30 protein-coding genes and 3 pseudogenes are annotated in these 26,365 nt (G+C 65.7%); 27 read left to right on the top strand and 6 right to left on the bottom strand.

The annotated features are described in order from the left end of the window. Positions 1–110 precede the first annotated feature (110 nt). The 23 genes from pilL2 (at position 111) to FK527_RS14940 (ending at position 20,241) form a co-directional block, all read left to right on the top strand. Entirely contained in the window at positions 111–677 is a 567-nt protein-coding gene (pilL2, locus tag FK527_RS15050; protein WP_013391799.1) for a PFGI-1 class ICE element type IV pilus protein PilL2, read from the top strand. Then, the gene (locus FK527_RS15045) at positions 674–1,318 is read left to right on the top strand and encodes a hypothetical protein (protein ID WP_013391800.1); all 645 of its coding nucleotides are present in this window, start codon (positions 674–676) and stop codon (positions 1,316–1,318) included. Before pilL2 ends, FK527_RS15045 begins: the two co-directional genes overlap by 4 nt. Positions 1,319–1,332: 14 nt before the next feature. Further along, the gene (locus tag FK527_RS15040; protein WP_013391801.1) at positions 1,333–2,058 is read left to right on the top strand and encodes a TIGR03759 family integrating conjugative element protein; all 726 of its coding nucleotides are present in this window, start codon (positions 1,333–1,335) and stop codon (positions 2,056–2,058) included. After that, positions 2,040–2,630: a transglycosylase SLT domain-containing protein gene (locus FK527_RS15035; RefSeq protein ID WP_013391802.1), complete on the top strand. Its 591-nt coding sequence runs from the start codon at positions 2,040–2,042 to the stop codon at positions 2,628–2,630. The genes FK527_RS15040 and FK527_RS15035 overlap by 19 nt, the downstream gene beginning before the upstream one ends. Further along, positions 2,627–3,166, top strand: a complete 540-nt coding sequence (locus FK527_RS15030; RefSeq protein ID WP_013391803.1) for an integrating conjugative element protein — start codon at positions 2,627–2,629, stop codon at positions 3,164–3,166. The genes FK527_RS15035 and FK527_RS15030 overlap by 4 nt, the downstream gene beginning before the upstream one ends. Before the next feature lie 4 nt (positions 3,167–3,170). Beyond that, positions 3,171–5,360 (top strand): type IV conjugative transfer system coupling protein TraD, encoded by a 2,190-nt coding sequence (traD, locus tag FK527_RS15025; protein WP_144735305.1) that lies wholly within the window; start codon positions 3,171–3,173, stop codon positions 5,358–5,360. Further along, a complete protein-coding gene (locus tag FK527_RS15020; RefSeq protein ID WP_013391805.1) occupies positions 5,357–6,106 on the top strand; it encodes a TIGR03747 family integrating conjugative element membrane protein in 750 nt (249 codons plus the stop codon). The genes traD and FK527_RS15020 overlap by 4 nt, the downstream gene beginning before the upstream one ends. A gap of 98 nt (positions 6,107–6,204) precedes the next feature. Then, positions 6,205–6,588: an integrative conjugative element protein, RAQPRD family gene (locus tag FK527_RS15015; RefSeq protein ID WP_013391806.1), complete on the top strand. Its 384-nt coding sequence runs from the start codon at positions 6,205–6,207 to the stop codon at positions 6,586–6,588. Continuing rightward, positions 6,585–6,818 carry a TIGR03758 family integrating conjugative element protein gene (locus tag FK527_RS15010; RefSeq protein ID WP_003050225.1) on the top strand — a complete coding sequence of 78 codons (234 nt, stop codon included), beginning with the start codon at positions 6,585–6,587 and terminating at the stop codon, positions 6,816–6,818. Before FK527_RS15015 ends, FK527_RS15010 begins: the two co-directional genes overlap by 4 nt. Positions 6,819–6,834: 16 nt before the next feature. Further along, on the top strand, positions 6,835–7,194 hold the full coding sequence (locus FK527_RS15005; protein WP_003090173.1) for a TIGR03745 family integrating conjugative element membrane protein: 360 nt from the start codon (positions 6,835–6,837) through the stop codon (positions 7,192–7,194). Between the two features lie 11 nt (positions 7,195–7,205). Further along, positions 7,206–7,604 carry a TIGR03750 family conjugal transfer protein gene (locus FK527_RS15000; RefSeq protein WP_003050133.1) on the top strand — a complete coding sequence of 133 codons (399 nt, stop codon included), beginning with the start codon at positions 7,206–7,208 and terminating at the stop codon, positions 7,602–7,604. Next, the gene (locus FK527_RS14995) at positions 7,601–8,293 is read left to right on the top strand and encodes a PFL_4703 family integrating conjugative element protein (protein ID WP_003116810.1); all 693 of its coding nucleotides are present in this window, start codon (positions 7,601–7,603) and stop codon (positions 8,291–8,293) included. Before FK527_RS15000 ends, FK527_RS14995 begins: the two co-directional genes overlap by 4 nt. Beyond that, positions 8,290–9,201, top strand: coding sequence for a TIGR03749 family integrating conjugative element protein (locus FK527_RS14990; RefSeq protein ID WP_003116809.1), 912 nt, complete (start codon positions 8,290–8,292; stop codon positions 9,199–9,201). The genes FK527_RS14995 and FK527_RS14990 overlap by 4 nt, the downstream gene beginning before the upstream one ends. Next, entirely contained in the window at positions 9,191–10,609 is a 1,419-nt protein-coding gene (locus tag FK527_RS14985) for a TIGR03752 family integrating conjugative element protein (protein ID WP_003116808.1), read from the top strand. Before FK527_RS14990 ends, FK527_RS14985 begins: the two co-directional genes overlap by 11 nt. Then, positions 10,590–11,039: a TIGR03751 family conjugal transfer lipoprotein gene (locus FK527_RS14980; protein WP_003116807.1), complete on the top strand. Its 450-nt coding sequence runs from the start codon at positions 10,590–10,592 to the stop codon at positions 11,037–11,039. Before FK527_RS14985 ends, FK527_RS14980 begins: the two co-directional genes overlap by 20 nt. Continuing rightward, complete coding sequence (locus FK527_RS14975; protein WP_013391807.1) at positions 11,039–13,933, top strand: conjugative transfer ATPase; 2,895 nt, start codon at positions 11,039–11,041, stop codon at positions 13,931–13,933. Before FK527_RS14980 ends, FK527_RS14975 begins: the two co-directional genes overlap by 1 nt. Positions 13,934–13,946: 13 nt before the next feature. Continuing rightward, positions 13,947–14,711 carry a DsbA family protein gene (locus tag FK527_RS14970; RefSeq protein WP_003116805.1) on the top strand — a complete coding sequence of 255 codons (765 nt, stop codon included), beginning with the start codon at positions 13,947–13,949 and terminating at the stop codon, positions 14,709–14,711. 175 nt (positions 14,712–14,886) lie between these two features. Continuing rightward, positions 14,887–15,381: a JAB domain-containing protein gene (locus FK527_RS14965; protein ID WP_003116804.1), complete on the top strand. Its 495-nt coding sequence runs from the start codon at positions 14,887–14,889 to the stop codon at positions 15,379–15,381. A 163-nt stretch (positions 15,382–15,544) separates the two neighbouring features. Further along, positions 15,545–15,991, top strand: a complete 447-nt coding sequence (locus FK527_RS14960) for a TIGR03757 family integrating conjugative element protein (RefSeq protein WP_003116803.1) — start codon at positions 15,545–15,547, stop codon at positions 15,989–15,991. Positions 15,992–16,074: 83 nt separating this feature from the next. Further along, entirely contained in the window at positions 16,075–16,938 is an 864-nt protein-coding gene (locus tag FK527_RS14955) for a TIGR03756 family integrating conjugative element protein (RefSeq protein ID WP_425439547.1), read from the top strand. A gap of 9 nt (positions 16,939–16,947) precedes the next feature. After that, on the top strand, positions 16,948–18,342 hold the full coding sequence (locus tag FK527_RS14950) for an integrating conjugative element protein (protein ID WP_013391809.1): 1,395 nt from the start codon (positions 16,948–16,950) through the stop codon (positions 18,340–18,342). Then, positions 18,339–18,710: a hypothetical protein gene (locus tag FK527_RS14945; RefSeq protein ID WP_013391810.1), complete on the top strand. Its 372-nt coding sequence runs from the start codon at positions 18,339–18,341 to the stop codon at positions 18,708–18,710. Before FK527_RS14950 ends, FK527_RS14945 begins: the two co-directional genes overlap by 4 nt. 13 nt (positions 18,711–18,723) lie before the next feature. Then, positions 18,724–20,241 (top strand): conjugal transfer protein TraG N-terminal domain-containing protein, encoded by a 1,518-nt coding sequence (locus FK527_RS14940; RefSeq protein ID WP_013391811.1) that lies wholly within the window; start codon positions 18,724–18,726, stop codon positions 20,239–20,241. Positions 20,242–20,256: 15 nt separating this feature from the next. Here FK527_RS14940 and FK527_RS14935 read toward each other — a convergent pair whose 3' ends face one another. Genes FK527_RS14935 through FK527_RS14925 form a run of 3 tightly spaced genes read right to left on the bottom strand, consistent with a single transcriptional unit; the run spans position 20,257 to position 21,436 of the window. Beyond that, positions 20,257–20,634, bottom strand: coding sequence for a DUF3742 family protein (locus FK527_RS14935; RefSeq protein WP_013391812.1), 378 nt, complete (start codon positions 20,632–20,634; stop codon positions 20,257–20,259). A 26-nt stretch (positions 20,635–20,660) separates the two neighbouring features. Then, positions 20,661–21,119, bottom strand: coding sequence for a type II toxin-antitoxin system YhaV family toxin (locus tag FK527_RS14930; RefSeq protein WP_013391813.1), 459 nt, complete (start codon positions 21,117–21,119; stop codon positions 20,661–20,663). After that, a complete protein-coding gene (locus FK527_RS14925; protein WP_013391814.1) occupies positions 21,119–21,436 on the bottom strand; it encodes a type II toxin-antitoxin system PrlF family antitoxin in 318 nt (105 codons plus the stop codon). The genes FK527_RS14930 and FK527_RS14925 overlap by 1 nt, the downstream gene beginning before the upstream one ends. Before the next feature lie 299 nt (positions 21,437–21,735). Between FK527_RS14925 and mobH the strand changes: the two are divergent. From mobH to FK527_RS14910, 4 genes and pseudogenes are all read left to right on the top strand, one after another. Then, positions 21,736–23,068 (top strand): annotated as a pseudogene (gene mobH / locus FK527_RS14920) (MobH family relaxase); the annotation flags it as partial. 104 nt (positions 23,069–23,172) lie between these two features. Further along, a pseudogene (locus FK527_RS17835) lies at positions 23,173–23,613 on the top strand (conjugal transfer nickase/helicase domain-containing protein); the annotation flags it as partial. Next, positions 23,610–23,834, top strand: a complete 225-nt coding sequence (locus tag FK527_RS14915) for a hypothetical protein (RefSeq protein ID WP_034012201.1) — start codon at positions 23,610–23,612, stop codon at positions 23,832–23,834. The pseudogene FK527_RS17835 and the gene FK527_RS14915, both read left to right, overlap by 4 nt. A 33-nt stretch (positions 23,835–23,867) precedes the next feature. Continuing rightward, a complete protein-coding gene (locus tag FK527_RS14910; RefSeq protein WP_013391817.1) occupies positions 23,868–24,125 on the top strand; it encodes a heavy-metal-associated domain-containing protein in 258 nt (85 codons plus the stop codon). On the opposite strand, the gene FK527_RS14905 is transcribed toward FK527_RS14910, so the two are convergent. The 3 genes and pseudogenes from FK527_RS14905 to FK527_RS17635 all read right to left on the bottom strand — a co-directional run. Continuing rightward, a complete protein-coding gene (locus FK527_RS14905) occupies positions 24,085–25,509 on the bottom strand; it encodes a heavy metal sensor histidine kinase (RefSeq protein ID WP_425460455.1) in 1,425 nt (474 codons plus the stop codon). The two genes, FK527_RS14910 and FK527_RS14905, sit on opposite strands and share 41 nt — an antisense overlap. After that, a complete protein-coding gene (locus tag FK527_RS14900) occupies positions 25,493–26,185 on the bottom strand; it encodes a heavy metal response regulator transcription factor (protein ID WP_003097513.1) in 693 nt (230 codons plus the stop codon). The genes FK527_RS14905 and FK527_RS14900 overlap by 17 nt, the downstream gene beginning before the upstream one ends. After that, positions 26,166–26,365: pseudogene (locus FK527_RS17635) on the bottom strand (hypothetical protein); the annotation flags it as partial. The pseudogene FK527_RS17635 and the gene FK527_RS14900, both read right to left, overlap by 20 nt.

The raw sequence follows: 26,365 nt of genomic DNA, 5'->3' as shown, positions 1-26,365 counted from the left end.
TGCGCTATGTGTTGGACTGCAAAAGCGGGCACCCCCCAGTTCGCATTTCTGACTGACCGCGCAGCCGCGCGCAGCCAAGGTATCGGCATCGCAACAGAAGAGCCGATGCCATGCCTGCAATCCATGTATCCCGGTGTCTGGTCGGTACCAGCCTCCTGGCCGCAGCCTTGGCCAGCGGCTGCGCGACCACGCCACCGCCGCTGGCCGCCAGCACCGTCGAGGACGTCCCACCCGCGCCCGAGGCTGCACCGCCCGAGTTCATTCCCGTCGTGCGCTATGGCCGCTACACCCTGGTGGAGCTGGCGCCGATGGCGGCGCAGCGCGATCTGCTGGTGCAGACCATCGACGTGTCCATGCCCGAGGAGGTCCGCGCCACGGTCGGCGACGGGCTGCGGCATGTGCTCAAACGCAGCGGCTACCAGCTTTGCGAGACCCCGCATGCGGTGATCGAGCTGTACGCGCTGCCGCTGCCGGCGGCGCACTTGCATCTCGGCCCCATGACCTTGCGCGATGCACTGCTCACCCTGGCCGGTCCGGCTTGGGAACTGCACGCCGATGACCGGACGCGGCAGGTCTGCTTCGAGCGGCCTGGTCGCGACACCGGTGCCGAGCCGGTGTCCGAGCCGCCTGCTGCCGAGGCCGTGCAGACGTTCCCCTTTGCGGGAGGCCAGCCATGAACGCGGCACAGCCGCTCCGGCGCCCGACCGCCGCCGTGGTGTTGCAAAGCCTGCTCTGGCTTTGGCTGCTGGGTCTCAGTGTCTTCGCGATCCTGGGCCACCAGACGATGACCGATCAGGCCGACCAGCAGCAGCTCGATGTCCGGTTGCAGCGCCTCGAAGCCCAGGTGACCGGGCTGGCCGAGACCACGCGGGCCTTGCAGCAGCAGCCCGCAGCCGCCACCGCCGCAGGCCTGCAAGACGCTCGGCAGGCAATGGAGGCGCGCATCGTTCAAGCCGAACAGGCGCTGGGTGGCTATGCCACCGCCGAGGACGTTCAGGCGCTGCGTACCGAAGTCGAGCAGATCAAGGTGCGCCAAGCGACTGCGCGTGCAGCGGCGCCTACCCAGCGGCGCACCCCGAGCCAACCGGCCACCGCCAAGTCCGAACCGCCGCCGCTGCCATTTCGTGTCGTCGGCGCTGAGCTGCGCGCGGGTCAGCGCAGCGTGTCCGTCGCCCCGAGTGCCGGAGATTTCACGCCCGATCAGCTCCAGGTGCTGCTGCCGGGTGATGCGCTGGGTCCGTGGCGCCTGCAGGCGATCGAGGGCAATGCCGCGGTGTTCCAGGCCGGCGACCAGACCCGTCGCGTGGCGATTCCTTGACCGGAGCCCACCACATGAAGCCGTCGATCATCCTGTACGCGTTCCTGCTGGGCTCCATGCAGTTGCCCGCCTGGGCGCAGCAGCCCGCCACGACCCCCGCCCGCAATGCGCAGAGCCAGGAGCGCCCGCTGGCCGCCCGCATCCTGGACGACCGGGTGGCAGGCGAATGGGGCCTGCAACCGCAGGAATGGGCGCGCTATCGCGACTTGATGGATGGGCCGCTGGGCATCTACTCGCCAAATCTGGACCCGCTGTCCGCCCTGGGCATCGAGGCGCGCACCGACGAAGAACGGCGGCGCTACGCAGAGCTGCAGGTGCAAGTCGAAGCGCGCCGCGTGGAGAAGCTGCTCGCGTACCAGCGCGCCTACGACGAGGCCTGGCAGCGCCTGAACCCCGGCATGCAGCGGGTGAACCTGTCTGACGAGAGGCCAGGCGCCGCCGCTGCGCGGGGCAGCGGTCGCACGGCAGTGTTCATCAAGGACGGCTGCGCGGCTTGCGGGCAACTCGTCCAACGCCTGCAATCCTCGGGTGCCGAGTTCGACCTTTACATGGTCGGCAGCCGCCAGGACGATGCGCGCATCCGCGACTGGGCCAAGCGCGCCCAGATCGACCCGGCCCGGGTGCGCAGCGGCGGCATCACGCTCAACCACGACGGCGGCCGCTGGCTGTCGCTGAGCCTGCCCGGCGATTTGCCTGCGGTTGTGCGCGAAGTGAACGGCCAATGGCAACGCCAGCCGTAACGGCGCTGCTGCGCGCACTGGCGCTCACTGCGGGCCTGTTCGCCTGCGCCGCCCATGCCCAGGAGGTTCCGCCACCGGCCTACCAGCTTGCCGCACAGCGCGCGGGCATTCCCTCGACGGTGCTCTACGCCGTGGCCTTGCAGGAGAGCGGCATGCGACGCAATGGACGCATCGTCCCATGGCCGTGGACCCTGAATGTCGCCGGCCAGTCGCGGCGCTTCGCCACCCGTGCCGATGCCTGCGCCGGTTTGCAGCAGGCGATGCGATCTACGCCACCCACGCGCATCGACGCGGGCCTGGGCCAGATCAACCTGGGCTACCACCCGCACCGCTACACCCATGCCTGCGACTTGTTGGACCCGTACCGCAATCTCGCCAGCGCCGCCGAGATCCTCAAGGAGCAGTACACCCCCGGTGAAGACTGGCTGCTGGCCATGGGCCGCTACCACCGGCCCGCGGGCGGTGAGCCTGCCGCCCGCTATCGACGCAGCGTATCCCGACACCTCGCCCGCGTGCAGGGCACGCACTCAATCGCCACGGCGCGAGCCGTGCGTCAGGAGTCGACCCCATGACGAAACCGCTCTGGACCCTGCGGGGCCTGCTCGCGCTGCTGGCGGCGCTGCCGTTGGTCGCGCATGCCGCCGAACCGCTGATCGTGGTCGAGGACCGCGGCGGCGCGTCGGCGCTGCCGTACTACGAAGCGCTTAACCTGCAGCCACGCGCCAACAGCGCGTTGCGGCCTCCCATTCCGACGCCGCAGATTCCCGCCACCCCCGCTGACGAGGCAGCGATGCTGCCGGTACGCAGCGCGAAGCTGATGCCCGGCTTCGTCGCGCGGCGCGTGATCGAGGCACCGGGCCTGCGGCCTTTCGTGGTCATCGGCGACGATGAGACCTCGCAAGCCTGGCTGCGCCGTCACGCGGCGTCGCTGCACGACCGCGGCGCGGTCGGCCTGGTGGTCAATGTCGAGACCGCGCAGGCTTTGGCGCGGTTGCGCGCACTGGCGCCTGGCGTGCCGATGGCCCCCGTGGCCGGCGATGATCTGGCCGAACGCCTGGGCCTGCGGCACTACCCGGCGCTGATCACGGCGACCGGCATCGAGCAATGAGGCCATGTCGGGGAAACAGCCCGTCGAAGTCCTGTTGCGCCCAGCGGTGGAGCTATACACCGTCGCGGCATGTGCGGGCGCCGCGTTTCTGTCCCTGGTGGCCCCGTGGTCGCTCGCGCTGAGCCCAGCCATGGGCGTCGGTGCCGCACTGGCGTTCGGCGCCTATGGCGCGATCCGCTACCGCGATGCGCGGGTGATCCTGCGCTACCGCCGCAACATCCGGCGCCTGCCGCGCTACGTGATGACGAGCAGGGACGTGCCGGTCAGCCAGCAGCGCCTGTTCGTGGGGCGCGGTTTCCTGTGGGAACAGAAGCACACCCACAGGCTGATGCAGACGTACCGGCCGGAATTTCGCCGCTACGTCGAGCCAACACCGGCATACCGGCTGGCGCGACGCCTGGAGGAGCGGCTGGAGTTCGCACCGTTTCCACTGTCTCGCCTCGTACGGCTCACGGGCTGGGATGTGTCATTCAACCCCGTGCGGCCACTGCCACCGGTAGGCGGCCTGCCGCGATTGCACGGCATCGAACCCGACGAGGTCGACGTCAGCCTGCCACTGGGTGAGCGCGTCGGCCATTCGCTGGTGCTGGGCACCACGCGCGTGGGGAAGACGCGGCTGGCCGAGTTGTTCGTCACCCAGGACATCAGTCGCACGAATGCAGACGGTGAGCATGAGGTCGTGATCGTCATCGACCCCAAGGGCGACGCGGATCTCTTGAAACGCATGTACGTCGAAGCCAAGCGAGCGGGTCGCGAGGGCGAGTTCTACGTCTTTCACCTCGGCTGGCCCGAGTTCTCTGCACGCTACAACGCGGTGGGGCGCTTCGGACGCATCAGTGAAGTCGCCACGCGCATTGCCGGGCAACTCTCCGGCGAGGGCAACAGTGCAGCGTTCCGCGAGTTCGCATGGCGCTTCGTCAACATCATTGCGCGCGCATTGGTGGAACTGGGGCAGCGCCCGGACTACATGCTGATCCAGCGGCACGTAATCAACATCGACGCGCTGTTCATGGAGTACGCCCAACACTACTTCGCCAAGACCGAGCCCAAGACCTGGGAGGTGATCGTCCAGATCGAGGCCAAGCTCAACGAGAAGAACATCCCAAGGAACATGATCGGGCGCGAGAAGCGTGTGGTGGCGCTGGAGCAATACCTCTCCCAGGCGCGCAACTACGACCCTGTGCTCGATGGCCTGCGCTCGGCGGTGCGCTACGACAAGACCTACTTCGACAAGATCGTTGCATCGCTGCTGCCGCTGCTGGAAAAGCTCACCAGCGGCAAGATCGCCCAACTCCTGGCGCCGAATTACTCCGACCTGTCTGACGCGCGCCCGATCTTCGACTGGATGCAAGTCATCAGGAAGCGCGCCGTGGTCTATGTCGGCCTGGATGCGCTGTCGGATGCTGAAGTCGCCGCGGCGGTCGGCAACTCCATGTTCTCCGACCTGGTGTCGGTAGCCGGGCACATCTACAAGCACGGGATCGACGACGGCCTGCCGGGTGCCTCGGCTGGCACGCGCATTCCCATCAACGTCCATGCCGACGAGTTCAACGAACTGATGGGCGACGAGTTCATCCCCCTTATCAACAAGGGCGGCGGTGCCGGGCTGCAGGTGACCGCGTATACGCAGACGCTCTCGGACATCGAGGCCCGCATCGGCAACCGCGCGAAGGCCGGCCAGGTGATCGGCAACTTCAACAACCTGTTCATGCTGCGGGTTCGGGAAACCGCCACCGCGGAATTGTTGACCCGTCAATTGCCCAAGGTGGAGGTCTATACCACCACCATCGTCTCCGGCGCGACCGATGCCTCGGACATCCGCGGGACGACGGACTTCACCAGCAACACGCAAGACCGCATCAGCATGTCGAGCGTGCCGATGATCGAGCCATCCCACGTCGTCGGCCTGCCCAAAGGCCAATGCTTCGCGCTGCTGCAGGGTGGTCAGCTCTGGAAGGTCCGGATGCCACTGCCAGCGCCTGACCCCGATGAAGTGATGCCGGCGGACTTGCAGCAACTGGCTGGGTACATGCGTCAGAGCTACAGCGAGGCCACGCAATGGTGGGAGTTCACCAGTTCCCCAGCCTTGCAGGAGGCTGCCTTGCCCGACGACCTGCTGGATGACGCCGCTCCGGCCGAGCCTGACGCGGTGGCCACCGGCGCCGACGACAGCACCGGCGAGGCCGCACCATGAAGGATGCCGCCTCGACCGCGCAGCGGGAGCAGAACCAGCGCCAGGGGCTGATCGTCGGCACCATCACCTTGCCGTTCAGGCTGCTCGGGGTGCTGATCGGTTCGCTGCTGTTCTCGATCGTGGTGGAGTGCGTCGGCATGCACCTGTTCTGGAAGGACCAGGGCTGGCGCCACTCCCAGCAGATGCTGCAGTACGAACTCGGGCACCTGTCGAACCACTTCACGCGCAGCGTGGTGGTGCAGGAGCCCGGGCGCACGGCGCACGAGCTGGTGGATACCGGGTACGGGTGGGTGTTCGTGCGCTCGGGGTTGCTGGAGCGCATGAGCCAGACCGCCGAGCGCGCCCGTGCGCCCAGCCGCGAGCCGACGCGCAACTTCCGCTATTACATCAGCCAGGCCTATGTCTGGGCCGAGAGCTACCTGATCGCCGCGGCCTTCACGACGCTCACGTTCCTCGTGCGCCTGCTGGTCCTGGTGCTCACGCTGCCGCTGATCCTCACTGCGGCATTCGTCGGCCTGATCGACGGCCTGGTGCGGCGGGACGTGCGGCGGTTCGGCGCGGGCCGGGAATCCGGCTTCATCTACCACCGCGCGAAAGCGAGCCTGATGCCGCTGGCCGTGCTGCCCTGGATCACCTACCTCGCGCTGCCGATCTCGGTGCATCCGCTGCTGATCCTGCTGCCCAGCGCAGCCTTGCTGGGACTGGCCGTGAGCCTGACCGCGGGCAGCTTCAAAAAGTACCTCTAGGCCATCAATCCGGTCGCTTCCGGGTTCCTATTGTTTGCGGCCTGAAACAGCCCTGATCTCCACGATCAACCCATTGCTGATCACACAGGAATGGCGCGATGTTGGCTTCGATCTGGCTGCGCGCCGCGCATCGCGGCGTGCCCACTTTTCTCGTGACGGCCCTCGTGCTGGGCCGGTCCCCGATGGCCTTGGCCGAGTCCCCGGCGCAGCGCCAGGAGTTGGTCGCCGCGCTGCGCCAGCTCGACGCGCTGGAACGCACCGTCGCGGACAGCGCCGCGCATACCCCCATCACACCGGGCGAGCGCTACCACTTCGATTACCCGCGGCTCCAGGCTGACTTGGCGCGCGTGCGCGCCGGCATCCAATTTCACCTGACGCCATCGCGCGCTCAACCGCGCGCCCCCTCCGAACTGGCCGGCGAATACCGCACCGAACGGGCGACCGAGCCGCTGCCGGCGACGACTGCGGAGGGCAAGCAATGAACGGCGCCCAGGTCTCGGCATTTCAAGCCAACAGCGGTATCGCGCCTTCCGCGATGGCGACCGTTCTGGTCGGCGTCGTGTTCGCGGTCCTGCTCGTGTGGGGCGTCTGGGCCATCCGAACGGCCTACGTGGGGTGGTCCGAGAGCCGCCTCAACCAGCGCCAGTTCCTCGGCGTCTGCATCCGCTTCGTCGCGATGTACCTCGTCCTGAGTTTCTTCCTTCTGTCCTGACCTGAAAGGCCCGACCATGCACAACCGCAACCTCACTTCCCGTTTTGCCCAGCGCGCCGCCGTGGCCCTGGGCGCCGCCGCGCTGCCGGCGCTGTCGTTCGCGCAAGGTCTGCCGCAATTGGAGAACCCCACGCGCGGCACCGGCAACGGCATCATGGAGACGATCCGCAACTACGGCTACGACATCATCATGCTCGTGGCCCTGCTGGTGGTGGCGTCGATGTTCATCGGCGTCTGCTACCACGCCTACGGGACCTACGCGGAGATCCACACCGGCCGCAAGACGTGGGGCCAGTTCGGCCTCACGGTCGCTATCGGCGCCGTGCTGCTTGTGATCGGCATCTGGCTGCTCACCGAAGCCACCGGCATCCTGTAAGCGAGGCCGGTATGTCCGAGCAGCAGCACGTCCGTGCGGACGGAACGGTCACCTTCCTTCCGCACCGGCTCAACCGCCATCCCGTTGTGGTGCGCGGCCTCACCGCTGACGAACTCTGGATTTGCTGCGGCCTGTCCGGTGCCGCCGGCCTGCTGGTCGGCGCGCCGCTGTCCTGGGTGTTCCGCACGATCGCGCTGGCGCCGACCTTCGTCGTCCTGGGCGTGGCGCTCGGCGTCTTCATCGGCGGCGGCATCCTGCGCCGCCTCAAGCGTGGGCGTCCCGACACCTGGCTGTATCGGCAACTGCAATGGCGCATCGCCACGCGCCATCCGCTGATGGCCGGCTGGGTGGGTGGCCATGTGCTGATCTCGCGCTCGGGCTTCTGGTCCACCCGCAGGAGCATGCGATGAGCCGCTTCAAAAACGAGATCACCCACCTGCAGGCGCACATCAAGACCTTGCGGCTGGCCGCGGGCGCGCTGGTCGTCGTCGCCCTGGTCATGGGCGGCGGCTGGTGGAGCGCGCCGCGCGACCTGACCATCCACGTCCCGCCCGACCTGCGCTCTGGCAGTACCCGCAAGTGGTGGGAAGTGCCGCCCGAATCGGTCTATGCGTTCACGTTCTACGTGTTCCAGACGCTGAACCGCTGGCCAACCAATGGCGAGGAAGACTACTCGCGCAACCTCCACACGCTCTCGCCGTACCTCACCCCGTCCTGCCAGGCCTTCCTGCGGGCGGACTATGACTACCGCCGCTCCACGGGCGAGCTGCGTCAGCGCGTGCGCGGCATCTACGAGATTCCCGGCCGCGGCTATGGCGACGACCCCACGGCGCGCGTGCGCACCGTGTCCGATCGCGACTGGGTGGTGACGCTGGACATCACGGCGGACGAGTACTACGGCGCCGAGCAGGTCAAGCGCGCCCTGGTGCGCTATCCGATCAAGGTCACGCGGGTGGACGTCGATCCCGCCCGTAACCCGTTCGGCCTGGCGCTGGACTGCTACGACGGCGCGCCCCAGCGCATCAGTGCACCGGAGCCGACGCGCCCGGCGCCGAGTGGCCTGTCTCCGCAAGCGCCTCAAGGAGGAAACACCCCATGAAGCACCCTGTACTCGCGCTGCTGGGGCTACTGGCCGTGGCCGCGGCACCCGTCGCCCATGCAGTGGAAATCCTGCGCTGGGAACGCATGCCACTGGCAGTGCCGCTGAAGGTCGGTCAGGAACGCATCGTGTTCATCGACCGCAACGTGCGCGTGGGCGTGCCCGCGGGCGTGGGCGAACGCCTGCGCGTGCAGAGTGCGGGGGGCGCGGTGTACCTGCGCGCCAGCGAGCCGATCGAGCCCACGCGGTTGCAACTGCAGGACGCCGACACGGGCGCGCTGATCCTGCTGGACATCGCAGCCGAACCACCCAAGGACGGGGAAGCCGAGCTGGAGCCGGTGCGCATCGTCGAGGGTGACAGCGCACCGGGACGCTATGGCGAGCAGGCCGACAGTGCCGAGGCCCCGGCACGCGCCCAGGGCCAAGCAGGTGCGCGGACCGCGCGGCGCGAAACTCCGGTCCCTGTCGTGCTGACGCGCTTCGCCGCGCAGAACCTCTACGCACCGCTGCGCACCGTCGAGCCGCTTCCGGGCGTCATGCGGGTCAACCTGCCCCGCGACCTCGACCTGGACACACTGATGCCAACGCTGCCCGTGCGCGCGGTCGCACTCGCGTCGTGGCGCCTGGAGGACCAGTGGGTCACTGCCGTGCGCCTAACCAACGGCAGCGGCGGCTGGATCACGCTCGACCCGCGCGTGCTGCAAGGCGATTTCCTCACCGCCACCTTCCAGCACGAGGCGCTGGGCCCGCGCGGCACGCCCGAGGACACGACCGTCCTGTACCTGGTCACGCGCGGCCGCGGTCTCGCGCAGTCGCTGCTGCCGGCGATTCACCGCTTCGACCCGGCCGTGCATCTGCCGCAGCCGGACGGCGACGAGAACACCAAGGAGGCCCGCCATGCGCAGTAACGGCCTGCTCAAGTGGCTGATGATCCCTGTTGCCATCCTGGTGCTGTTCGTCGGTATCCGGCTGTTCTCGGGTGGAGGCAGCACGGCGCCACCCGCGGCGGACAACGGCGCCCAGCTCACGCCCGATGAAATGAAGGCGCTGGGCATCGAAGGCGACACCCCGCGCGACACCGTGGCGACGCTCGTTGCCCAAGTGAAGCAGTTGCGCACCGAGCTTCAGACCGCGCTCTCGGACAACAAGTCGCAGCGTGAAGAGAACCAGCGACTGCGCCAGCGCGAGAACTCCATCGACCAGCGCATCAACTCGGCGCTCGAATCCGAGCGGTCCAACCTGCGCCGCGACCAAGAGCAGGCGGCCAGCGCGCGCCAGCAGACCGAAGGGCTGCTCGCCGACCTGCAGCGGCGTCTGGACAGCATCGGCGGGCGCGGCGGCGGCCATGCGGACCTGCCCGTGGGCCTGGGGCTGCAGGGCGGCGACGAGGCAGGCATGGAGGGCGGCGTGCGGTGGGTCGAGCCGGACGACGCAAAGCCCGCCGAGGGGCGCAACGGGGGGCGTGGCGCGAGCGGCGGCATGAGCTTCCCCACGAGCTTCGGCCCGGCGCAGAGCACGCTCGAAACCACTGCGGAAACCGTGGCCAACGCGGGCGCCCGCGCCGCCGGGGTCAAGAGTGCCAAGCCGGTCTACACCGTGCCGACCAACTCCACGCTCATGGGTTCGGTCGCCATGACAGCGCTGATCGGCCGCGTGCCGATCGACGGCACGGTCAACGATCCCTATCCGTTCAAAGTTCTGGTCGGGCCGGACAACCTGACCGCCAATGGCATCGACATTCCCGACGTGGCCGGCGCCGTGTTCAGCGGCACCGCTTCGGGCGACTGGACGCTCTCGTGCGTGCGCGGCCAGGTGCGCAGCATCACGTTCGTCTTCCACGACGGCACGATTCGCACGATCCCCGAAGACCGCGAGGGCAACCAGCAGAACAACCAACAGCGCGATGGCTTGGGCTGGATCAGCGATCCCCACGGCATTCCTTGCGTCAGCGGCGAGCGGCGCAGCAACGCCCAGCAATACCTCGGCTCGCAGGCCCTGATCACCGCGGCCGGCGCCGGTGTGGCCTCACTCATCGAGAGCGACAGCGGCCGCATGTCCTATGTCGGCTCGGACGGCTCCATCGGCACCGTGGGCATCACCGGCCAGGAAGCGGTCGGCCAGATTCTGGCGGGCGGCGTGCGGGACATGTCGGCCTGGGTCAACAAGTTGTACGGCCAGGCGTTCGCCGCCGTCTATGTCCAGCCCGGCGCCAAGGTTGCCGTCCACCTCGAAAAGCCGCTCGCCATCGACTTCGATCCCGAAGGCCGCAAGGTCGATCACCGCGCAGGAGAAAGCCATGCACTCGAACTTGACTAACCTGGCCCGTGGCCTGGCACTGGCCCTCGCCGTCGCGGTGCTTGGCGGCTGCGCCACCAGCAAGGAAAAGCTGCTGACCCACGGTGACCGCACGATGATGGACATCTGGCAGCAGGAGGCCGGCGACGGCGGTGGCGCAGCCGGACGGAACGCCGGCCGCCAGCTGCTCGATGCGCGCCAGAGCCTGCGTCGGCCCCTGACCGACGCCGACGTGCAGGTCGCACCCGTCGAGCAGATGCGCTACACGCGCACCGCGCGCAATGAGGTCCACCGCCAGTTCCAGCGTCTGCCCAATCCCGATCTCGTCATGTACGTGTATCCGCACCTGGCGGGCACGGACCCCGTGCCGGTGCCGGGCTACACGACGGTCTTCCCGCTCAACCAGCGCATCCAGTACGCCATGCCAGGCGAGCGCGTGGAGGCCTACTGATGCGGTGGAAACTTCCCTGGCCTAAGCCGGCCGCGCCGAAGCTGGCCGCATCCGGCGCTGGTGATGATGAGCAGCCGGACGGCTGGCAGCGCCACGTCGAGGCCTTGCGGCAGGTCGGCATCCCCGAACCCGGCTCGGCAGTCCGGGGCCGCAAGCCGGCGACGGAGGCCGACGAGCAGGCGCTGTACGACGTCGCACCGTCCTTCGTGGAACTGCTGCCCTGGGTGGAGTTCTTGCCCGAGTCGAAATCGATGCTCCTGGAGGACGGCCAATCGGTGGCCGCCTTCTTCGAGCTGGTGCCGCTGGGTACCGAGGGCCGGGAACCCGGCTGGCTCGCGCACGCCCGCGACGCCTTAGAAAACGCGCTCCAGGACAGCTTCGATGAACTGGACGAGAACCCCTGGGTGTTGCAGCTCTACGCCCAGGACGAACCGAGCTTCGACCAGTACATGCAGACGTTGCGCGACTACGTGCAGCCGCGCGCCCGTGGCACGGTGTTCACGGAGTTCTACCTGCGGTTCTTTGCCCACCATCTGCGCGCGGTGGCCAAGCCCGGTGGCTTGTTCCAGGACACGGTGGTCACACGCTTGCGCTGGCGCGGCCAGACGAGGCGTGTGCGCATGGTCGTCTATCGCCGCGTGACCGGACAAGGACAGGGCCAGGCAAACCGCCGGGGCCAGACACCCGAGCAGATGCTGAACATCGTCTGCGACCGCCTGTGCGGCGGGCTGGCGAACGCCGGCATCCAGGCTCGCCGCCTGGGTGCGGCAGACGTCCATGACTGGCTGCTGCGCTGGTTCAACCCGCGTCCGACGCTGCTCGGGCCTGGGGTCGAGGACCGGGAGCGCTTCTATGCGTTCGCGCGCTACCCCGCCGACACCGAGGCTGGCGAGATCGAACTGGCGAGCGGGCGGGATTTTAGCCAGCGGCTTTTCTTCAGCCAGCCACGCTCGGACGTGGAGCATGGCACCTGGCACTTCGACGGCATACCGCACCGTGTGTTGGTCACTGACCGGCTGCGCATGCCGCCCGGAACGGGACACCTGACTGGCGAAACCCGCAAGGGCGATGCGATCAACACGCTGTTCGATCAGATGCCCGAGGACACGACGATGTGTCTGACCATGGTGGCGACGCCCCAGGACATTCTCGAATCGCACCTGAACCACCTGGCGAAGAAGGCAGTCGGCGAAACACTGGCATCGGAGCAGACGCTCAAGGACGTGCAGGAGGCGCGCTCGCTCATCGGCAGCGCGCACAAACTCTACCGCGGCACGCTGGCCTTCTATCTGCGCGGACGCGACGAAGCCGAGCTTGACCGGCGCGGTCTGGACCTCGCCAACGTGATGCTCAACGCGGGGTTGCAGCCCGTTCGCGAGGACGATGAAGTCGCGCCGCTCAACAGCTATCTGCGCTGGCTACCGTGCTGCTACAACCCCGCGCAGGATCGGCGAAACTGGTTCACCCAACTGATGTTCGCCCAGCATGTGGCGAATCTCTCGCCGGCGTGGGGTCGCAGCCAGGGTACGGGCCATCCGGGCAACACGTTCTTCAACCGCGGTGGCGGGCCGATCACGTTTGATCCGCTGAACCGCTTAGACAGGCAGATGAATGCCCATCTATTCCTGTTCGGCCCCACCGGCTCGGGCAAGAGCGCCACGCTCAACAACCTGCTGAACCAGGTCACGGCCATCTACCGGCCGCGCCTCTTCATCGTGGAAGCCGGCAACAGCTTCGGGCTGTTCAGCGACTTCGCCAGGCGCCTGGGCCTGACGGTGAACCGGGTCAAGCTGGCCCCCGGATCGGGCATCAGCCTGGCACCGTTCGCGGATGCCCGCCGGCTGATCGAAACACCCAGCGACGTGCAGACGCTCGATGCCGATGCGTTGGACGAAGACCTGCCACCGGATGCCTCGGTCATGGAGGCAGACGAACAGCGTGACGTGTTGGGCGAGTTGGAGATCACGGCACGGCTGATGATCACCGGCGGCGAGGACAAGGAGGAAGCCCGGATGACGCGGGCCGACCGTTCGCTGATCCGCCAGTGCATCCTCGACGCCGCCGAACACTGCGTGGCTGAGAAGCGCACGGTGCTCACTCGCGACGTGCGCAACGCGCTGCGCGCCCGCGGTCAGGACTCGACGCTTCCCGAGATGCGGCGCATGCGGCTGCTGGAGATGGCGGACGCGATGGACATGTTCTGCCAAGGCACCGATGGCGAGATGTTCGACCGCGATGGCACGCCGTGGCCCGAGGCCGACATCACGCTGGTGGATCTGGCGACCTATGCCCGCGAGGGCTACAACGCGCAGCTCTCCATCGCCTACATCAGCCTGATCAGCACGGTGAACAACATCGCCGAGCGCGACCAGTACCTGGGTCGTCCGATCATCAATGTGACCGACGAAGGCCACATCATCACGAAGAACCCGTTGCTCGCGCCCTACGTCGTGAAAATTACCAAGATGTGGCGCAAATTGGGCGCCTGGTTCTGGCTGGCGACCCAGAACATCGACGACCTGCCGCGTGCCGCAGAGCCCATGCTCAACATGATTGAGTGGTGGATCTGCCTGTCGATGCCGCCCGATGAGGTCGAGAAGATTGCACGCTTCCGTGAACTCTCACCAGCGCAGAAAGCGCTGATGCTTTCTGCGCGCAAGGAGGGGGGGAAATTCACCGAGGGCGTGATCCTGTCGAAGTCGATGGAAGTGTTGTTCCGCGCGGTGCCGCCGAGCCTTTACCTCGCGCTTGCGCAGACCGAACCCGAGGAGAAGGCCGAGCGCTACCAGCTCATGCAGCAATACGGCTGCACCGAGCTGGAAGCCGCCTTCAAGGTGGCCGAGAAGATCGACCAGGCACGCGGCATCGAGTCGCCCGCCTTGGAACTGTCGTAAGCCGGAGAACGCCATGGAACACAAACATCCTTCCATCCCGATGCAGGTGCAGGCGTTCCGCCGTCGGCGCTGGGGGACCCGCTGGCCGTGGGCGTTGGCTGCAGTGCTGGTTGCGCTGCTGCTGATCTGGCTCGTGTCCCGTTCGCCAGGCGGGTCCACACCTCAGACTTCGGCGCCAGTCAGCGAGACACAGGTGGCAGGGCCTCCGTGGCAGATGGGCAATCCGGAAGGTCGTTTCACACTGACGCTGTACGCGGACCTCGAATGCCCGTTCTGCCGGTCCTATTTCCCTGTGCTCAAACGTTGGGTGGCCGGCAATGCCGACGTGGCCTTGCAATGGCACCACCTGCCGTTGGCCGCACATGAACCGGCCGCTTCTGCCGAAGCGCGTCTGGCGGAATGCGCCGGCGAAGCCGGCGGGCATGCCACCTTCTGGCAAGCCGTCGAGTGGGTATATGCCCACACGCGCAGCGACGGCCAGGGCTTGCCCGAGGACCTGCGCTACCCCGACCTGACGCCAGCCATCGAGCAGTGCATCGCGAGCGAGCGGCCCGACGCGGCGATTCGTACCCAAACTGCGGAAGCCACGAACAGCGGCGTGACCGCCACGCCGTCGCTGCGGCTGCACGATCGCGAAAGCGGCAAGGCGATCCTGCTGCAGGGTCCGATCGAGGGCGATGCCTTGCTGTCAGCCATGGACATGCTCGCCGCCGGCGATCCCGCCACCACACCCACATCGGAAATGCCTGCCGACGTCGTCGGCGACATGCCCAGGTAGCCCCGGTCTTCAAGGCTACGGCGCAGTCCGCTGCGCTGACCGCAACCCGTTCGCCTCGCGTCCTGGCCGCGAACGATCACCGCTACCGCGGTGATGGATGCACCTTGTTCGTTCCCCAGGAGGGCTTGCCCTCCCAGGGCGCGCGCCCTCCGATCTCACCGTCTGGAGGTTCGCCATGTCTTTCGTCGTCAATGACTCCTACCTGGAGTCGCTTTCCGCCATCGCTACCCAACACGAGGACTGGATCATCCAGCAAGCCATCGTGCTGCTGGAGAGACGGATCTTCAAAGCTGGACCGTGCCTCAGCCGACCGGCCGCTGTGCGGGACTACCTGCGTCTGAAACTGGTCGCTGAGCCCAATGAGATATTCGCCGCTGTGTTCCTGGACAGCATGCACCAGGTGCTGGCCTACGAGCCGTTGTTCAGGGGCACGATCAACTCGACATCGGTCTATCCGCGTGTCGTCGCGCAGCGTGTGCTGGAGTTGAATGCCGCCGCGGTGGTCTTCAGCCACCAGCACCCCTCGGGCATCTCCGAACCGTCGAGCGCGGATCGCATGCTGACCCAGCAACTGCAGGTCGCGCTGGCGCTCATCGATGTGCGGGTACTGGACCACATCATCGTCGGCCAGGGTGCCCCGTTCTCCTTTGCGGAGTCCGGCCTGCTGTAAAGGTTGCACTGCTTCGTTGATCAGCGCGGAGGCTTCGGCCTCCGCTTTTTCTTCGCAGCGACGCAAGCAGGTATGCGGGGTGGCCGCGATGCGCATTGTTTGTTGGGGCCGCGTGGGGTTCGGCGTTTGACTATGGCCCTGATCAACTTCCGGGGCGCATGACATGCCAGCAGCTTTTACCCGGTTCGCACCAGGCTGGCGAACCCTTGGCCTGGCCGTGGCGCTGCCGGCATCTCTGGCCGTGTTCAGCCCGGCCACCTTCGCCGCCGACGTGGTGGTCGTCACCGACAGCCGCCACCCGGTCAAGACCGCCGGCGGCGAGCGGCTGATCGAGTTGGACGAAGCGCCCCGGATCGAGGCCGAGCTTTCCGCGGATCTGCCGGCCGACCCCGAGCGGGCAGCAGCCATCGTCCGGCAACGACTGAACCAAGGCGGCACCGATCTTCAGCGCCGCATCGGCACCGCCTACCAGGGCGTCGCCGATGCATGGAGCCTGGGCGTCGCCGCCATCCCGGCCGTCGTGGTAGATCAACGCTATGTGGTCTATGGCGAGCCGGACGTGGCCCGGGCGGTGTCCCGCATCGAGCAGTACCGGAGGACGCAGCCGTGACCCATCGCCCATTCGACTTGCTGCGCCGCCTGCGCGTCGCCGTGGCCTCGCTGCTGTTGGTCAGCGCCACCGGCAGCTACGCCCTGAACACCGCCACCATCGTGTCCTCCGTCATGTCGCCGGACTGCCTGGAATACCGGGTGGTGGGCATCTGCTACTGGCTCTACTGCACCTGGACGGGCTGCACGGTGCGCACGTCCACCAAGGTCCGGCACTACGTGCCCGATGCGGTCGTCTCCAGCTACAGCAACACCGGGGAGAACCCCTGGGTCGAAGTGCAGGCGATGAGCACGCCCAACCCATCCGCACAGGCAGGTGGGGATGGGACCACGAACGAAGACCACGAAAACAACCTCGCCAAATTCAAGAACAGCGATGTCATCGGCCATCCTGGCGGCGAGGTATTCAACCAGTTCGCATCGTCGTCGGGCTATTTCTGCCAAGGCGCGGGCACGGCCTTCATGCCGTATCTACTCAGCACGCTGGACACGCTGGCTTGGCGCTACAACGTGCCTGAAATGGCCTACCCGGAGGCGTTGATTCCGGGCATGCGCGAGGTCGGTGCGCGCACCACGATGAATCTCTGGGGCAACGTCTATCCGCGCGGCGGCTTCCTGCACCAGACCGACGACCAAAAATCCGGGGCTGTGGTGGCCCAGCGCGCGGGCGATGTCGTCACGCGCCGCGGGCAGATCCACGTGTACCAGCCGCTGCTTGCCAACGCCCGCGACGGCTACTGGCCGGCCGGCGAGCTGATGGAGGGTGATGCCTCTACGGGCAAGTGGCAGGAGCTGACGCCGCGCCTGTCCAACACCTGCGTGGTGTTCCCGCACAGCGGCACGCTGACCCAGGCCCAGCAAGGCGACTACGCCTGGGCGCTGTGGCGTCCCTATGCGTGCTGCGAACGCCGCGGTCAGGTGTTCCTGGGCAGCGTCGATTTCCTCTGAGGTGCCACGATGAAGCGTCCTGAACCGATGAACCTTTCCGCCAAGGCGTGCCGCCTGCTGCGCCCGACGGCGCTGGCCGGCACGCTCGCTCTGGTCTGCGGCATGGCGTGGGCGCAGGTCGGATACCAGAACAGCGGCCCCGTCCTCGGCGATGACGTCATGTACTCGATCGGCGGTGGCAGTGCGGTGTCCATGGGCCGCGCGGCCGGCATGCGTTCCATCGGGGTCGGCGTGGGGTGGAACAGCAACCTGATCTGCGGCGACATGAGCATCCAGACCACGCTGCGCAATCAGCTTAACGGCATCACGAACGGCTTTCAGCAGATCATGAGCAACGTGATCCAGAGCGCGACCAGCGCGGTTGCATCGCTGCCGGCGCTGATCATTCAGCGCGCCGATCCGGGCCTGTACAACCTGCTGACTAACGGCGTGCTGCAGGCGCGGCTGGACTTCGACCGCTCCAAGCTGACGTGCCGCGCCATGGCGGAGAAGATGGCCGAGACGGCGGGTGGCCAGCTTGGCTGGAGCCAGATGGCCGAAGGCATGGCCCTGCGTGACGCGGTTGGCAGCAACGATGCCGTATCGGCCGTCGAGCAGGCCGAGACGCGCCGCGGCAACGACGGCGTGCCCTGGGTGGGCGGCAGCAATGCCGGTGGCGCGGGCCAGTCCGCCATCCGGGTGGTCGGCGACGTCACCCGCGCGGGCTACAACCTGGTCAACGGTCGCGGCGTGACGGACACCTCCTCCATCGCGTCCACCAGTTGCGCGAGCCTGTCCTGCCAGACCTGGACGTCGCCGCAGCAGGCGACCGAATGGGCCACGCGCGCCCTCGGAGAGCAGGTGCAGCGCACGTGCGACTCCTGCACTAAGACCGAGACGGTGCCCGGCGTCGGGCTGACGCCGCTGATCCAGGAGGAGTACGAAGCCAAGCTGGAGGTCTTGCAGGAGCTGGTTTCCGGCACGCGTAATACCACCTTCGAGAACTTGCGCGAGGCCGGCAGCACGTCGCTGCCGATCACCCGCGGCGTGATCGAGGCGCTGCGCGACGAGCCGGACCAGGACCTGCTGGCGCGGCGCCTCGCGTCCGAAGTGGCGCTGTCATCGGTGCTGGAGAAGGCGCTCCTGCTCCAACGCACGCTGCTCACGGGCAAGAAGGAGCCCAACGTCGCAGCCAACGAACTTGCGGTGCAGGCCGTGAACCATGAGAGCGACACGCTCGACCGGGAGATCCGCAACCTGAAGACGGAATTGGAGCTGCGGCGCGAACTGGCGAACAACTCGCCGATGGCCATCATCCAGCGCCACGGCACGCGGGCGGCCGGCTCGCGCGGCATCTACGAGGGCGATCCGGTACCCGACCGCCTTGACCAGTTGCAGAAGGGCAATCCCGGAGCCAGGCCATGAACGCGGAGCGCATGGCCTGGCGCCCCTTGCGCTGGCTCTTCAGCCGGCGCGCGGCGACGGCGCTGCTGTGGGCGGTGGTGCTCGTCGCCGCTGCGGTGGGTGCCAACATCGCCGGCATCTACCTGGTCGGCAGCGTGGCCGGATGGGAGCGGTGGCTCGCGGCCGCATCGGGCTACTTCTTCGTGTGGCGGCTGTGTCTGTACGGGGCCACGGTTTACGGGTGGCTCTGGATGCGCCGCCGGCTGCTGGCGCGCGAAGACCAGGACGGGGCAGATGGGCAGGCACGGCGCCGCCTGATGCGCAGCGAGATCGCGGGCGTCGTCGCCATCGTCGTGCTGGAAGCCAGCTTGTTGATGCAGGCCGCTTGAGGGGATCGAGGCCATGACGCTTTTCACGACCGACTACCTGGAGTACTACCTCACACTCGTTTCCTGGATCGTCAACAACGGCATCTGGGCGGCCCTCGTATCCAGCGGGGTATTCGCGCTGCCTTTCGTCGCCATCGTCGTGCAGGAGTGGTTGAAAGCTCGTGCTGAAGGCGCCGACGAGGGCAATAAAGGCGTGCTGAGCGCCGCCCGCATCGAGAACCGGGTCTTCGTCGCCATCGTGGTGGTGATGTTCGCCGGCATTCCGTTCATCGACGTGGACCTAAACACCATCCAGTACGACAGCTCGCGCTCGGCCCAGTGCCAGGTCAGCGTGGCGCAGCCCGCGGATACCGGCTGGTCGCAGTCCTTCAGCACCATCAACAACCAGTCGGCGAAGGTGCCGGTGTGGTGGGCGTTCATGCACGCGCTCTCGCGCGCCGTCACGGGCGCTTCGGTGGCGGCAATCCCGTGCGGCACGGACCTGCGGCAGATGCGCATGGAGATCGACGCCACGCGCATCGATGATCCGGTGCTGGCTCAGGAAGTAGCGGATTTCTCTCGGGATTGCTATGGGCCTGCACGGGCCAAATTGTTCATGCAGCGCCCTCAACTTGATGAGCAGCAGATGCACGACGTGACCTGGATCGGATCGCGGTTCTTCACCGACACGAACGGGTACTACGACACGTATCGCTCCAGCACGCCGCGCGATGACTGGCCCTATGACAGCAACCGCGACGCTGGGCTGGCCCAGGTATCCAGTGGCGGTGGCTACCCGACCTGCAGGCAATGGTGGGCTGATGGCAGCAATGGCCTGCGGGCACGGCTGCTGGGACAGGTGGACCCGAGCCTGCTCAATCGCCTGGCGGGCTGGGCTGGCTTCCTGAGCCGGGCCGAGGTGGACAATTCGGTGATCCGCGCGATCGCGTCACCGCGGCAGCAGAAGCTGAACCAAGGCAGCGTCTATACCGACTACGGCGGCCAGATCGACAAGACCTTGCCAAACATCGTGACGCGGGCTACGGGAGACGTTGGAATGGCAGTTGGCGCGATTGCCTCGTTTCCCGCGATGGACGTCGTGCGGCAGGCGCTGCCGATGGTGCTCGCCTTGCTCAAGATGGCATTGGTAATCTGCATCCCGCTCGTGCTGGTCGTGGGCACCTATGACTTGAAGACGGTCGTCACGGTCAGCGTCGTGCAGTTCGCGCTGTTCTTCACGGATTTCTGGTTTCAGCTTGCGCGCTGGATCGATTCGACGATCCTGGACGCACTTTATGGCTGGGGGTTCGGCTGGAACCGGCCGCACACCAACTTCGACCCGCTGGTGGGGCTGAACAACGCCTTCGGCGACATGCTCCTGATGTTCGTCACAGGCACGATGTTTCTGGTCCTGCCGACGTTTTGGGTCGCTGCTTTGGGGTGGGTCGGAGTTAAGGCTGGGGTGATTGCTCAGAACCTTGCTGTCGGCTCCAAGGAAGCGCGTGATAGCGCCGGGTCAGGTGTAAACAAGGTAGCCGGCAAGGTTCTGTGACAAACAGGCCAAACCTCAGTCATCGAACGGATCGTTCGGGTCGTGAGGGTCGAGCCGCTGGCCATTGGAAGAATACAGGCCAAAGCCCGCCTCGCCATTGCGCAATTCATCCTGTTGCGTCCAGCGGTCTTCATCTCTAGCCGAATTGCCAGCCATCCATACCGCCGCAACGCCCAGCAGTAGCAACACCGCCAGCCAGAAGGTGGTGTACAGCAGCACCCCGAGCGCAACCAGCTTGACCACCCACACGAGCGCGGTGGCACCGGCCGCCGCCCCCCCCTTTGACACCAACCAGCTCGATGCCCGGCGTTCGCCGCGCACGTAGGCACGCCATCCGCGACCCAAGGTGCGGCCGAGTCGTTCTGCGGTACGGATGCGTGTCGTGGTGTTCATGGTCGTCTCCTGCTATTGAGCGATGCCTATTCCAGTTTGCTCCAATCCTGCTTGCTTGCCTGTATCAGCGCATGCCAGTCGTCTGGTGGGTTCCCGCGCCCGAGCATCTTCTCGAACACGACATACGGGTCCGATTTGCTACCCGAAGACCGCAGGGTCTGTTCATCGTTGACCCAGGCGTACACGATGACCTTCGCCTTCGAGTCATACCGGAAGAACAGCCGGAACCGCCGTCCGATCTTGGCCCTTCGCCAGTGGCGGTGGGCAGGTCCCAAGGTGTTGCCCTGGCGGTACTCGTCGCGTGCCGGATCGCCTGGCACCACATCCAAGATCAACTGGCTCAAGGCCCGGAAGAGCTTGACGTTGGCATTGGACTCGAAGCCCGTCGGGTCGTTCTCCTGCGCGCGCCTCGCGGTCGCATGCAGTTTCTGCAACTGCTCGATCACGCAGTCGTGGAAGAGCAGCGTCCAGCCATGCCGTTGCATCAGAGTTCCACTTTCCCGTCGATCTCCTCGTCCAGGTCCAGACCGTGGCCAGCATGCTCCAGCATGGCGCGGGCCAGATCCTCGGGCAGGCCCTGGACGTTCCGGCCAGCTTCGATGTCGCGGGCCAGCAGGCTCAGGAATGCGCCGATGGCGGGGTCCTCATGCTCGGCATCGACGCGGGTGACGACGACTTCGCTGCCCCGCAGATCGAACGCGAGCTTGCCACCGGCATCGACGCCGAGCGCCTGCCGGATGGGCTTGGGCAGCGTGATCTGGCCTTTGGAGGTCAGCGTGGCAACTTCGTGGATGGCAGGCATGGCGGCTCTCCTGATTGCGATACCCGCATGGTAAGGAAATTTCCTTACTTTGTCAACGTGAAGCCTCACGGCGTTCTCCGAGTCCAAGAATCGGCCCATCGTAGGGCGTGAACAGCCAGCCTTCCTGCATCAATCCGGCCCTGCTGCAACCCGCATTGGCGGTGGACGGTCAGCACCCGTCGCCCTATACCCAAAGGCTGTAAAGGGTCGAAATGGCAAGGGAATGGGGTGCAAGGGGAAAGGCTCTATCCCGAAAAGGCAAAAAGGCCTCCCCGCTCGGCCCGCGACAGGACACCCGCATGCTCTCTCTGTTCCAGCGAAAACGGCCCGCGGTTGCTGCTGCTCCGACGCCACCATCGGTCACCGACCTCCCGAAAGGGTTGATGCGGCCCGAGTCGGCCGCATCGCTGCTGGCCACCCCGCGCCGGCAGAAGCTGCTGGAGCACATCTGGCAGCGCACGTCGCTCTCACGTAAGCAGTTCGCCACCTTGTACCGGGCGCCACTGGAACGCTACGCCGAGCTGGTCCAGGCTTTCCCGGCTTCCGAGGCGCATCATCACGCTTACCCCGGCGGCATGCTGGACCATGGCCTGGAAATCGTCGCCTACAGTCTGAAGCTGCGGCAGTCCCATCTGCTTCCCATCGGCGCAAGCCCCGAGGACCAGGCTGCGCAGGCTGAGGCCTGGACTGCTGCAGTCGCCTATGCCGCGTTGTTGCACGACATCGGCAAGATCGCCGTCGATCTGCACGTCGAACTGGCCGATGGCTCGCTGTGGCACCCGTGGTACGGTCCGCTGCACCAGCCGTACCGCTTCCGCTACCGCGACGATCGCGAATACCACCTGCACAGCGCGGCGACGGGCTTGCTCTACCGCCAACTGTTGGACACCCAACTCCTGGACTGGCTCAGTGGCTATCCCGACCTGTGGGGACCGCTGCTCTACGTCCTGGCCGGCCAGTACGAGCACGCCGGTGTGCTGGGCGAACTGGTCGTGCAGGCCGACCGCGCTTCCGTGGCCCAGGAACTGGGCGGCGATCCGGCGCGCGCCATGGCCGCTCCCAAGCACGCGCTGCAACGCAAGCTGCTCGACGGGCTGCGCTACCTGCTCAAGGAACAGTTGAAGCTGAACCAGCCGGAAGCCTCCGATGGCTGGCTCACCGAGGACGCGCTGTGGCTGGTGAGCAAGACGGTATCGGACAAACTGCGTGCGCACCTGCTGTCCCAAGGCGTTGACGGCATTCCTGCGAACAACACCGCGGTGTTCAACGTCCTCCAGGATCACGGCATGTTGCAGCCGACGCCCGACGGCAAGGCGATCTGGCGCGCGACCGTGACCAGTTCCACCGGCTGGTGTCACTCGTTCACGCTGTTGCGCCTCGGGCCCGCGCTGATCTGGGAGCCAAGCGAGAGGCCGGCGCTGTTCGCCGGCACAGTGGCGATCGACGCGGCGGCCACGGACAAAGGGCCCGATGTGTCAGCCACTACTCCGCCGGCCGGAGCGCAGTCAGCCTCGGAGGGCCAAGAGGTTCCGCCATGGGAGGGAGGTAACCCCTCTCGTCCAGCGAAAGGTGAACCGCTGCCCGACGCCATGGAAGACATGCTTTCGATGGTGGGCATGGTGAATTCACCCGCAACCCGGCAGGACGCTGAAGCACCTTCGGAGCCGGTGTCTGCCGCGCGTACTGAAGCGACGACCTTGACCGCACCTCAGCGTTCGTCCCCAGCGCCCAAGCCCACGACAGCGCCATCCGGAGAGCACTTCATGGCGTGGCTGAAACAAGGCATCGCTTCCCGCCGGCTCATCATCAACGACGCGAAAGCGCTCGTGCATACCGCGAGCGGCACCGCCTACCTGGTCAGCCCCGGCGTATTCCAGCGCTATGCGCAGGAGCATCCGCAAGTCAGCGCGCTGGCCAAGCAGGAGAGCCAGCAAGACTGGCAGTGGATACAAAAGCGCTTCGAGAGGCTGCAGCTGCATCGCAAGCAACCGAACGGCCTGAACATCTGGACCTGTGAAGTAACCGGGCCTAGAAAATCCCGCCGTCTGCATGGATACCTTCTGGAAGATCCGAGCCTGCTTTTCTCGGAAACGCCTCCGAGCAATCCCTATCTATCCCTGTTGGGTGAGACCAGACACTGCGAACAGACTTCAGGAAAGCAAGGGGCGTCAACATGACCTCCTCAATTTCGCCGGGGCAGTCTATTGCCGCCAAAGCGCACCTTTATTCAGACAGAGCCAAAGGCCCGATGAGCGCAGCGATGATGGAACAAGGCAGCGCCTCTCCCGTCTCTGGGCTGCACTACGCCGGCAAGAAGCATAAGGTCATCGCTCCCGACCGGGAGATTGTCTTCGAGTTCTCGCAGGACTGTCTGGACTCGGGCCGATTCGCTCCTTGACACCACAAATACAGCTAACAGGAAAGAGCATTCATGAAGTCGATCAACGTTGAAGTCGGAGGGCTTGTATCGAGCCTGAGCGGTGAGGGAGTGCGCCGCAAGCTGCTGTATCTTCACGGCGTCCATAATGCGGATGCCAACTATGTTGCGGGAAGCGCAACGATTCATCTCGACGAGCGATGCCTCAGGGTCAAGGATCTGCGCCATTGCATCTCCGAATGCGGCTATCCGGCACCGAAGCTCACCCGGACTACTGCCGCAGATGGGGCAGTGCCAAGTCAAATCTTGTGACAAGCTCGCTGGAGGTCACGGCAACAGAACCACCATGCGCCTCCGCAATCGATTTCACGATGGCAAGGCCAAGACCGGCGCCCGCCGTATTTCGTTGCCGTGCCGGATCAACTCGGTAGAATCGATTGAAGAGCTTTGGTAGATCGGGCTCAGGAATTTTCTCACCGGGATTGACCACACTGATCGTTGTCCACTGCTCATCCTGCGAGAGCAAGACCGTGATGCTCTTCCCGCGAGGAGTGTGTCGAATTGCGTTCGAGAGAAGATTGTTCAGCGCCCGGGTGAGCATTTCCCGATCCGCCGCTATGCTGCCGATCGCCCCTTTAACGCCAAGCGTAATGCCGCTATCTTCTGCCAGCGCCTCGAAATAGTCGAACAGACTCCGCACCAATTCGGACAGATCAATTGTAGACAAGCGCAAGTTGCGGGGATCATTTTCCGTTTGGGCAAGAAACAGCATGTCTCCAATCATGCGTCCCATCCGATCAAACTCTTCCAAATTTGAATAGAGGATTTCTCTGTATTCCTCGTTGCTGCGCGGCTGGCCAAGCGCTACGTGAGTCTGCGTGACCAGGTTGGTGACGGGCGTGCGCAACTCGTGCGCTATGTCTGCGGAAAAGTGTGATAGCCGGGTGAAGCCTTCCTCGATTCTCGCCAACATATCGTTGAAGGCAAATACCAGTTCCGCCAGTTCGATCGGCACATCCCGAGGATCCAACCTCACATCCAGCTTTGAAGAGCGAATCGCCCGAATCTCTTCATTGACCTTGCGAATCGGCAGATGGCCCCACTGCACCGCCAGCCAAGCCACACCGAGCGCCAGACACATGACCAAGCCGGTTGCCCACCAAAGCATGCGCTTGAACTCCGCCAGGAAGTCGAGATGAAAGCCGATGTCCATGGCGGCGACGATGCGGTAGCCGGACGCCGCTGAATCGTCAGCAGGCAGTTGTACCACCACACCTCGATATGACCTCTGATCCTCGTGCCACACGATCAAATCGTCAGCGGTGATGCGGTTCACCAACTTTTTGTTACTGTCAAGTTTCGACAGGTCAGGACCGGGCGTGGCATAGATGCTATTGCCAGACCCATCGTAGACGCCGTACGTCATCCCATGATGTCCTGCGACTGCGTTGGCCAAGTGTTGCTTCAGTTCGTCGCTTGCGATGTCACTTGCAAGCTGGTGCAAGGGCTGAGCCAAAGCGGCTGTCACTGCCTCCAGTTCGTGGGCATCCTGTTGAGCAAAGTGGTGCTCCAACGACCGGAGAATGACCCAGTTGAACACAAGAAACACCAAGGTCGTGGCGATACCAACCAGGGCCGTGACCCTCAATGCAAGCGACGCTGGACGGCTTTGCCGCGGCTTATGGCGCAGGGGCATCATCGGGCGCATCGAGCGTGTATCCCATTCCACGCACGGTGTGGATGAGCTTCGGATTGAACGCATCGTCTATCTTCGCGCGTAGGCGGCGGATGGCTACATCGATGACGTTGCTGTCGCTGTCGAAATTCATGTCCCATACCTGCGACGCGATCAGAGAACGTGGAAGGACTTCCCCCTGGCGACGGGCCAGGAGCTCAAGCAACGCGAACTCCTTGCTGGTGAGATTGATGCGTTGGCCAGCGCGCGTTGCACGTCGGCGCGCCAAGTCCAGTACCAAATCGGCAACCTGGATGCGATCAGGCTGGCTCGGAGCGCTTCCGCGTCGCAGCAGCGTCCGCACCCGCGCCAGCAACTCAGAGAAGGCGAATGGCTTGACGAGGTAGTCGTCCGCTCCCAGTTCCAATCCCTTGACACGGTCGTCCACACCGCCACGCGCCGTCAGAAAGAGTACAGGGACCTGTTTACCGGCATCTCGAAGGGCACGCACGATGCGCCAGCCATCGACATCCGGCAGCATGACATCCAAGACCACCAGATCGTATGTCTCGCCCATGGCCAGGTGGTGTCCGTCCAATCCGTTGCGCGCCAGATCCACTACGAATCCCGCCTCCATGAGACCTTGGCGGACGTAATCCGCCGTCTTGTTCTCGTCTTCAACGACCAGCAGTTTCATCGCATGTCCCATGAAATCGCTGCGGCGCAGAAAAATAGCCGCTCACGATGTACGTGTCCAGTCCCGGACGATCATAAGGCCGCCGATGGAACAAATGAGGGTATGAATCGTACCACCCACTCATAGCCTGCATAGGCGTCTTGCTCTGCAGGGCTGATTGGGGCAAGTGGTGGTTGTAGA

The organism is Extensimonas perlucida (genome assembly GCF_007655255.1).
Lineage (GTDB): Bacteria > Pseudomonadota > Gammaproteobacteria > Burkholderiales > Burkholderiaceae_C > Extensimonas > Extensimonas perlucida.
This window is presented reverse-complemented; position numbering and strand designations above follow the sequence as displayed.

Coding starts and splice junctions, on each gene's coding strand:
- pilL2 (WP_013391799.1), top strand. CDS start 111: ATGCCTGCAATCCATGTATCCCGGTGTCTGGTCGGTACCAGCCTCCTG.
- FK527_RS15045 (WP_013391800.1), top strand. CDS start 674: ATGAACGCGGCACAGCCGCTCCGGCGCCCGACCGCCGCCGTGGTGTTG.
- FK527_RS15040 (WP_013391801.1), top strand. CDS start 1,333: ATGAAGCCGTCGATCATCCTGTACGCGTTCCTGCTGGGCTCCATGCAG.
- FK527_RS15035 (WP_013391802.1), top strand. CDS start 2,040: ATGGCAACGCCAGCCGTAACGGCGCTGCTGCGCGCACTGGCGCTCACT.
- FK527_RS15030 (WP_013391803.1), top strand. CDS start 2,627: ATGACGAAACCGCTCTGGACCCTGCGGGGCCTGCTCGCGCTGCTGGCG.
- traD (WP_144735305.1), top strand. CDS start 3,171: ATGTCGGGGAAACAGCCCGTCGAAGTCCTGTTGCGCCCAGCGGTGGAG.
- FK527_RS15020 (WP_013391805.1), top strand. CDS start 5,357: ATGAAGGATGCCGCCTCGACCGCGCAGCGGGAGCAGAACCAGCGCCAG.
- FK527_RS15015 (WP_013391806.1), top strand. CDS start 6,205: ATGTTGGCTTCGATCTGGCTGCGCGCCGCGCATCGCGGCGTGCCCACT.
- FK527_RS15010 (WP_003050225.1), top strand. CDS start 6,585: ATGAACGGCGCCCAGGTCTCGGCATTTCAAGCCAACAGCGGTATCGCG.
- FK527_RS15005 (WP_003090173.1), top strand. CDS start 6,835: ATGCACAACCGCAACCTCACTTCCCGTTTTGCCCAGCGCGCCGCCGTG.
- FK527_RS15000 (WP_003050133.1), top strand. CDS start 7,206: ATGTCCGAGCAGCAGCACGTCCGTGCGGACGGAACGGTCACCTTCCTT.
- FK527_RS14995 (WP_003116810.1), top strand. CDS start 7,601: ATGAGCCGCTTCAAAAACGAGATCACCCACCTGCAGGCGCACATCAAG.
- FK527_RS14990 (WP_003116809.1), top strand. CDS start 8,290: ATGAAGCACCCTGTACTCGCGCTGCTGGGGCTACTGGCCGTGGCCGCG.
- FK527_RS14985 (WP_003116808.1), top strand. CDS start 9,191: ATGCGCAGTAACGGCCTGCTCAAGTGGCTGATGATCCCTGTTGCCATC.
- FK527_RS14980 (WP_003116807.1), top strand. CDS start 10,590: ATGCACTCGAACTTGACTAACCTGGCCCGTGGCCTGGCACTGGCCCTC.
- FK527_RS14975 (WP_013391807.1), top strand. CDS start 11,039: ATGCGGTGGAAACTTCCCTGGCCTAAGCCGGCCGCGCCGAAGCTGGCC.
- FK527_RS14970 (WP_003116805.1), top strand. CDS start 13,947: ATGGAACACAAACATCCTTCCATCCCGATGCAGGTGCAGGCGTTCCGC.
- FK527_RS14965 (WP_003116804.1), top strand. CDS start 14,887: ATGTCTTTCGTCGTCAATGACTCCTACCTGGAGTCGCTTTCCGCCATC.
- FK527_RS14960 (WP_003116803.1), top strand. CDS start 15,545: ATGCCAGCAGCTTTTACCCGGTTCGCACCAGGCTGGCGAACCCTTGGC.
- FK527_RS14950 (WP_013391809.1), top strand. CDS start 16,948: ATGAAGCGTCCTGAACCGATGAACCTTTCCGCCAAGGCGTGCCGCCTG.
- FK527_RS14945 (WP_013391810.1), top strand. CDS start 18,339: ATGAACGCGGAGCGCATGGCCTGGCGCCCCTTGCGCTGGCTCTTCAGC.
- FK527_RS14940 (WP_013391811.1), top strand. CDS start 18,724: ATGACGCTTTTCACGACCGACTACCTGGAGTACTACCTCACACTCGTT.
- FK527_RS14935 (WP_013391812.1), bottom strand. CDS start 20,634: ATGAACACCACGACACGCATCCGTACCGCAGAACGACTCGGCCGCACC.
- FK527_RS14930 (WP_013391813.1), bottom strand. CDS start 21,119: ATGCAACGGCATGGCTGGACGCTGCTCTTCCACGACTGCGTGATCGAG.
- FK527_RS14925 (WP_013391814.1), bottom strand. CDS start 21,436: ATGCCTGCCATCCACGAAGTTGCCACGCTGACCTCCAAAGGCCAGATC.
- FK527_RS14915 (WP_034012201.1), top strand. CDS start 23,610: ATGACCTCCTCAATTTCGCCGGGGCAGTCTATTGCCGCCAAAGCGCAC.
- FK527_RS14910 (WP_013391817.1), top strand. CDS start 23,868: ATGAAGTCGATCAACGTTGAAGTCGGAGGGCTTGTATCGAGCCTGAGC.
- FK527_RS14905 (WP_425460455.1), bottom strand. CDS start 25,509: ATGCCCCTGCGCCATAAGCCGCGGCAAAGCCGTCCAGCGTCGCTTGCA.
- FK527_RS14900 (WP_003097513.1), bottom strand. CDS start 26,185: ATGAAACTGCTGGTCGTTGAAGACGAGAACAAGACGGCGGATTACGTC.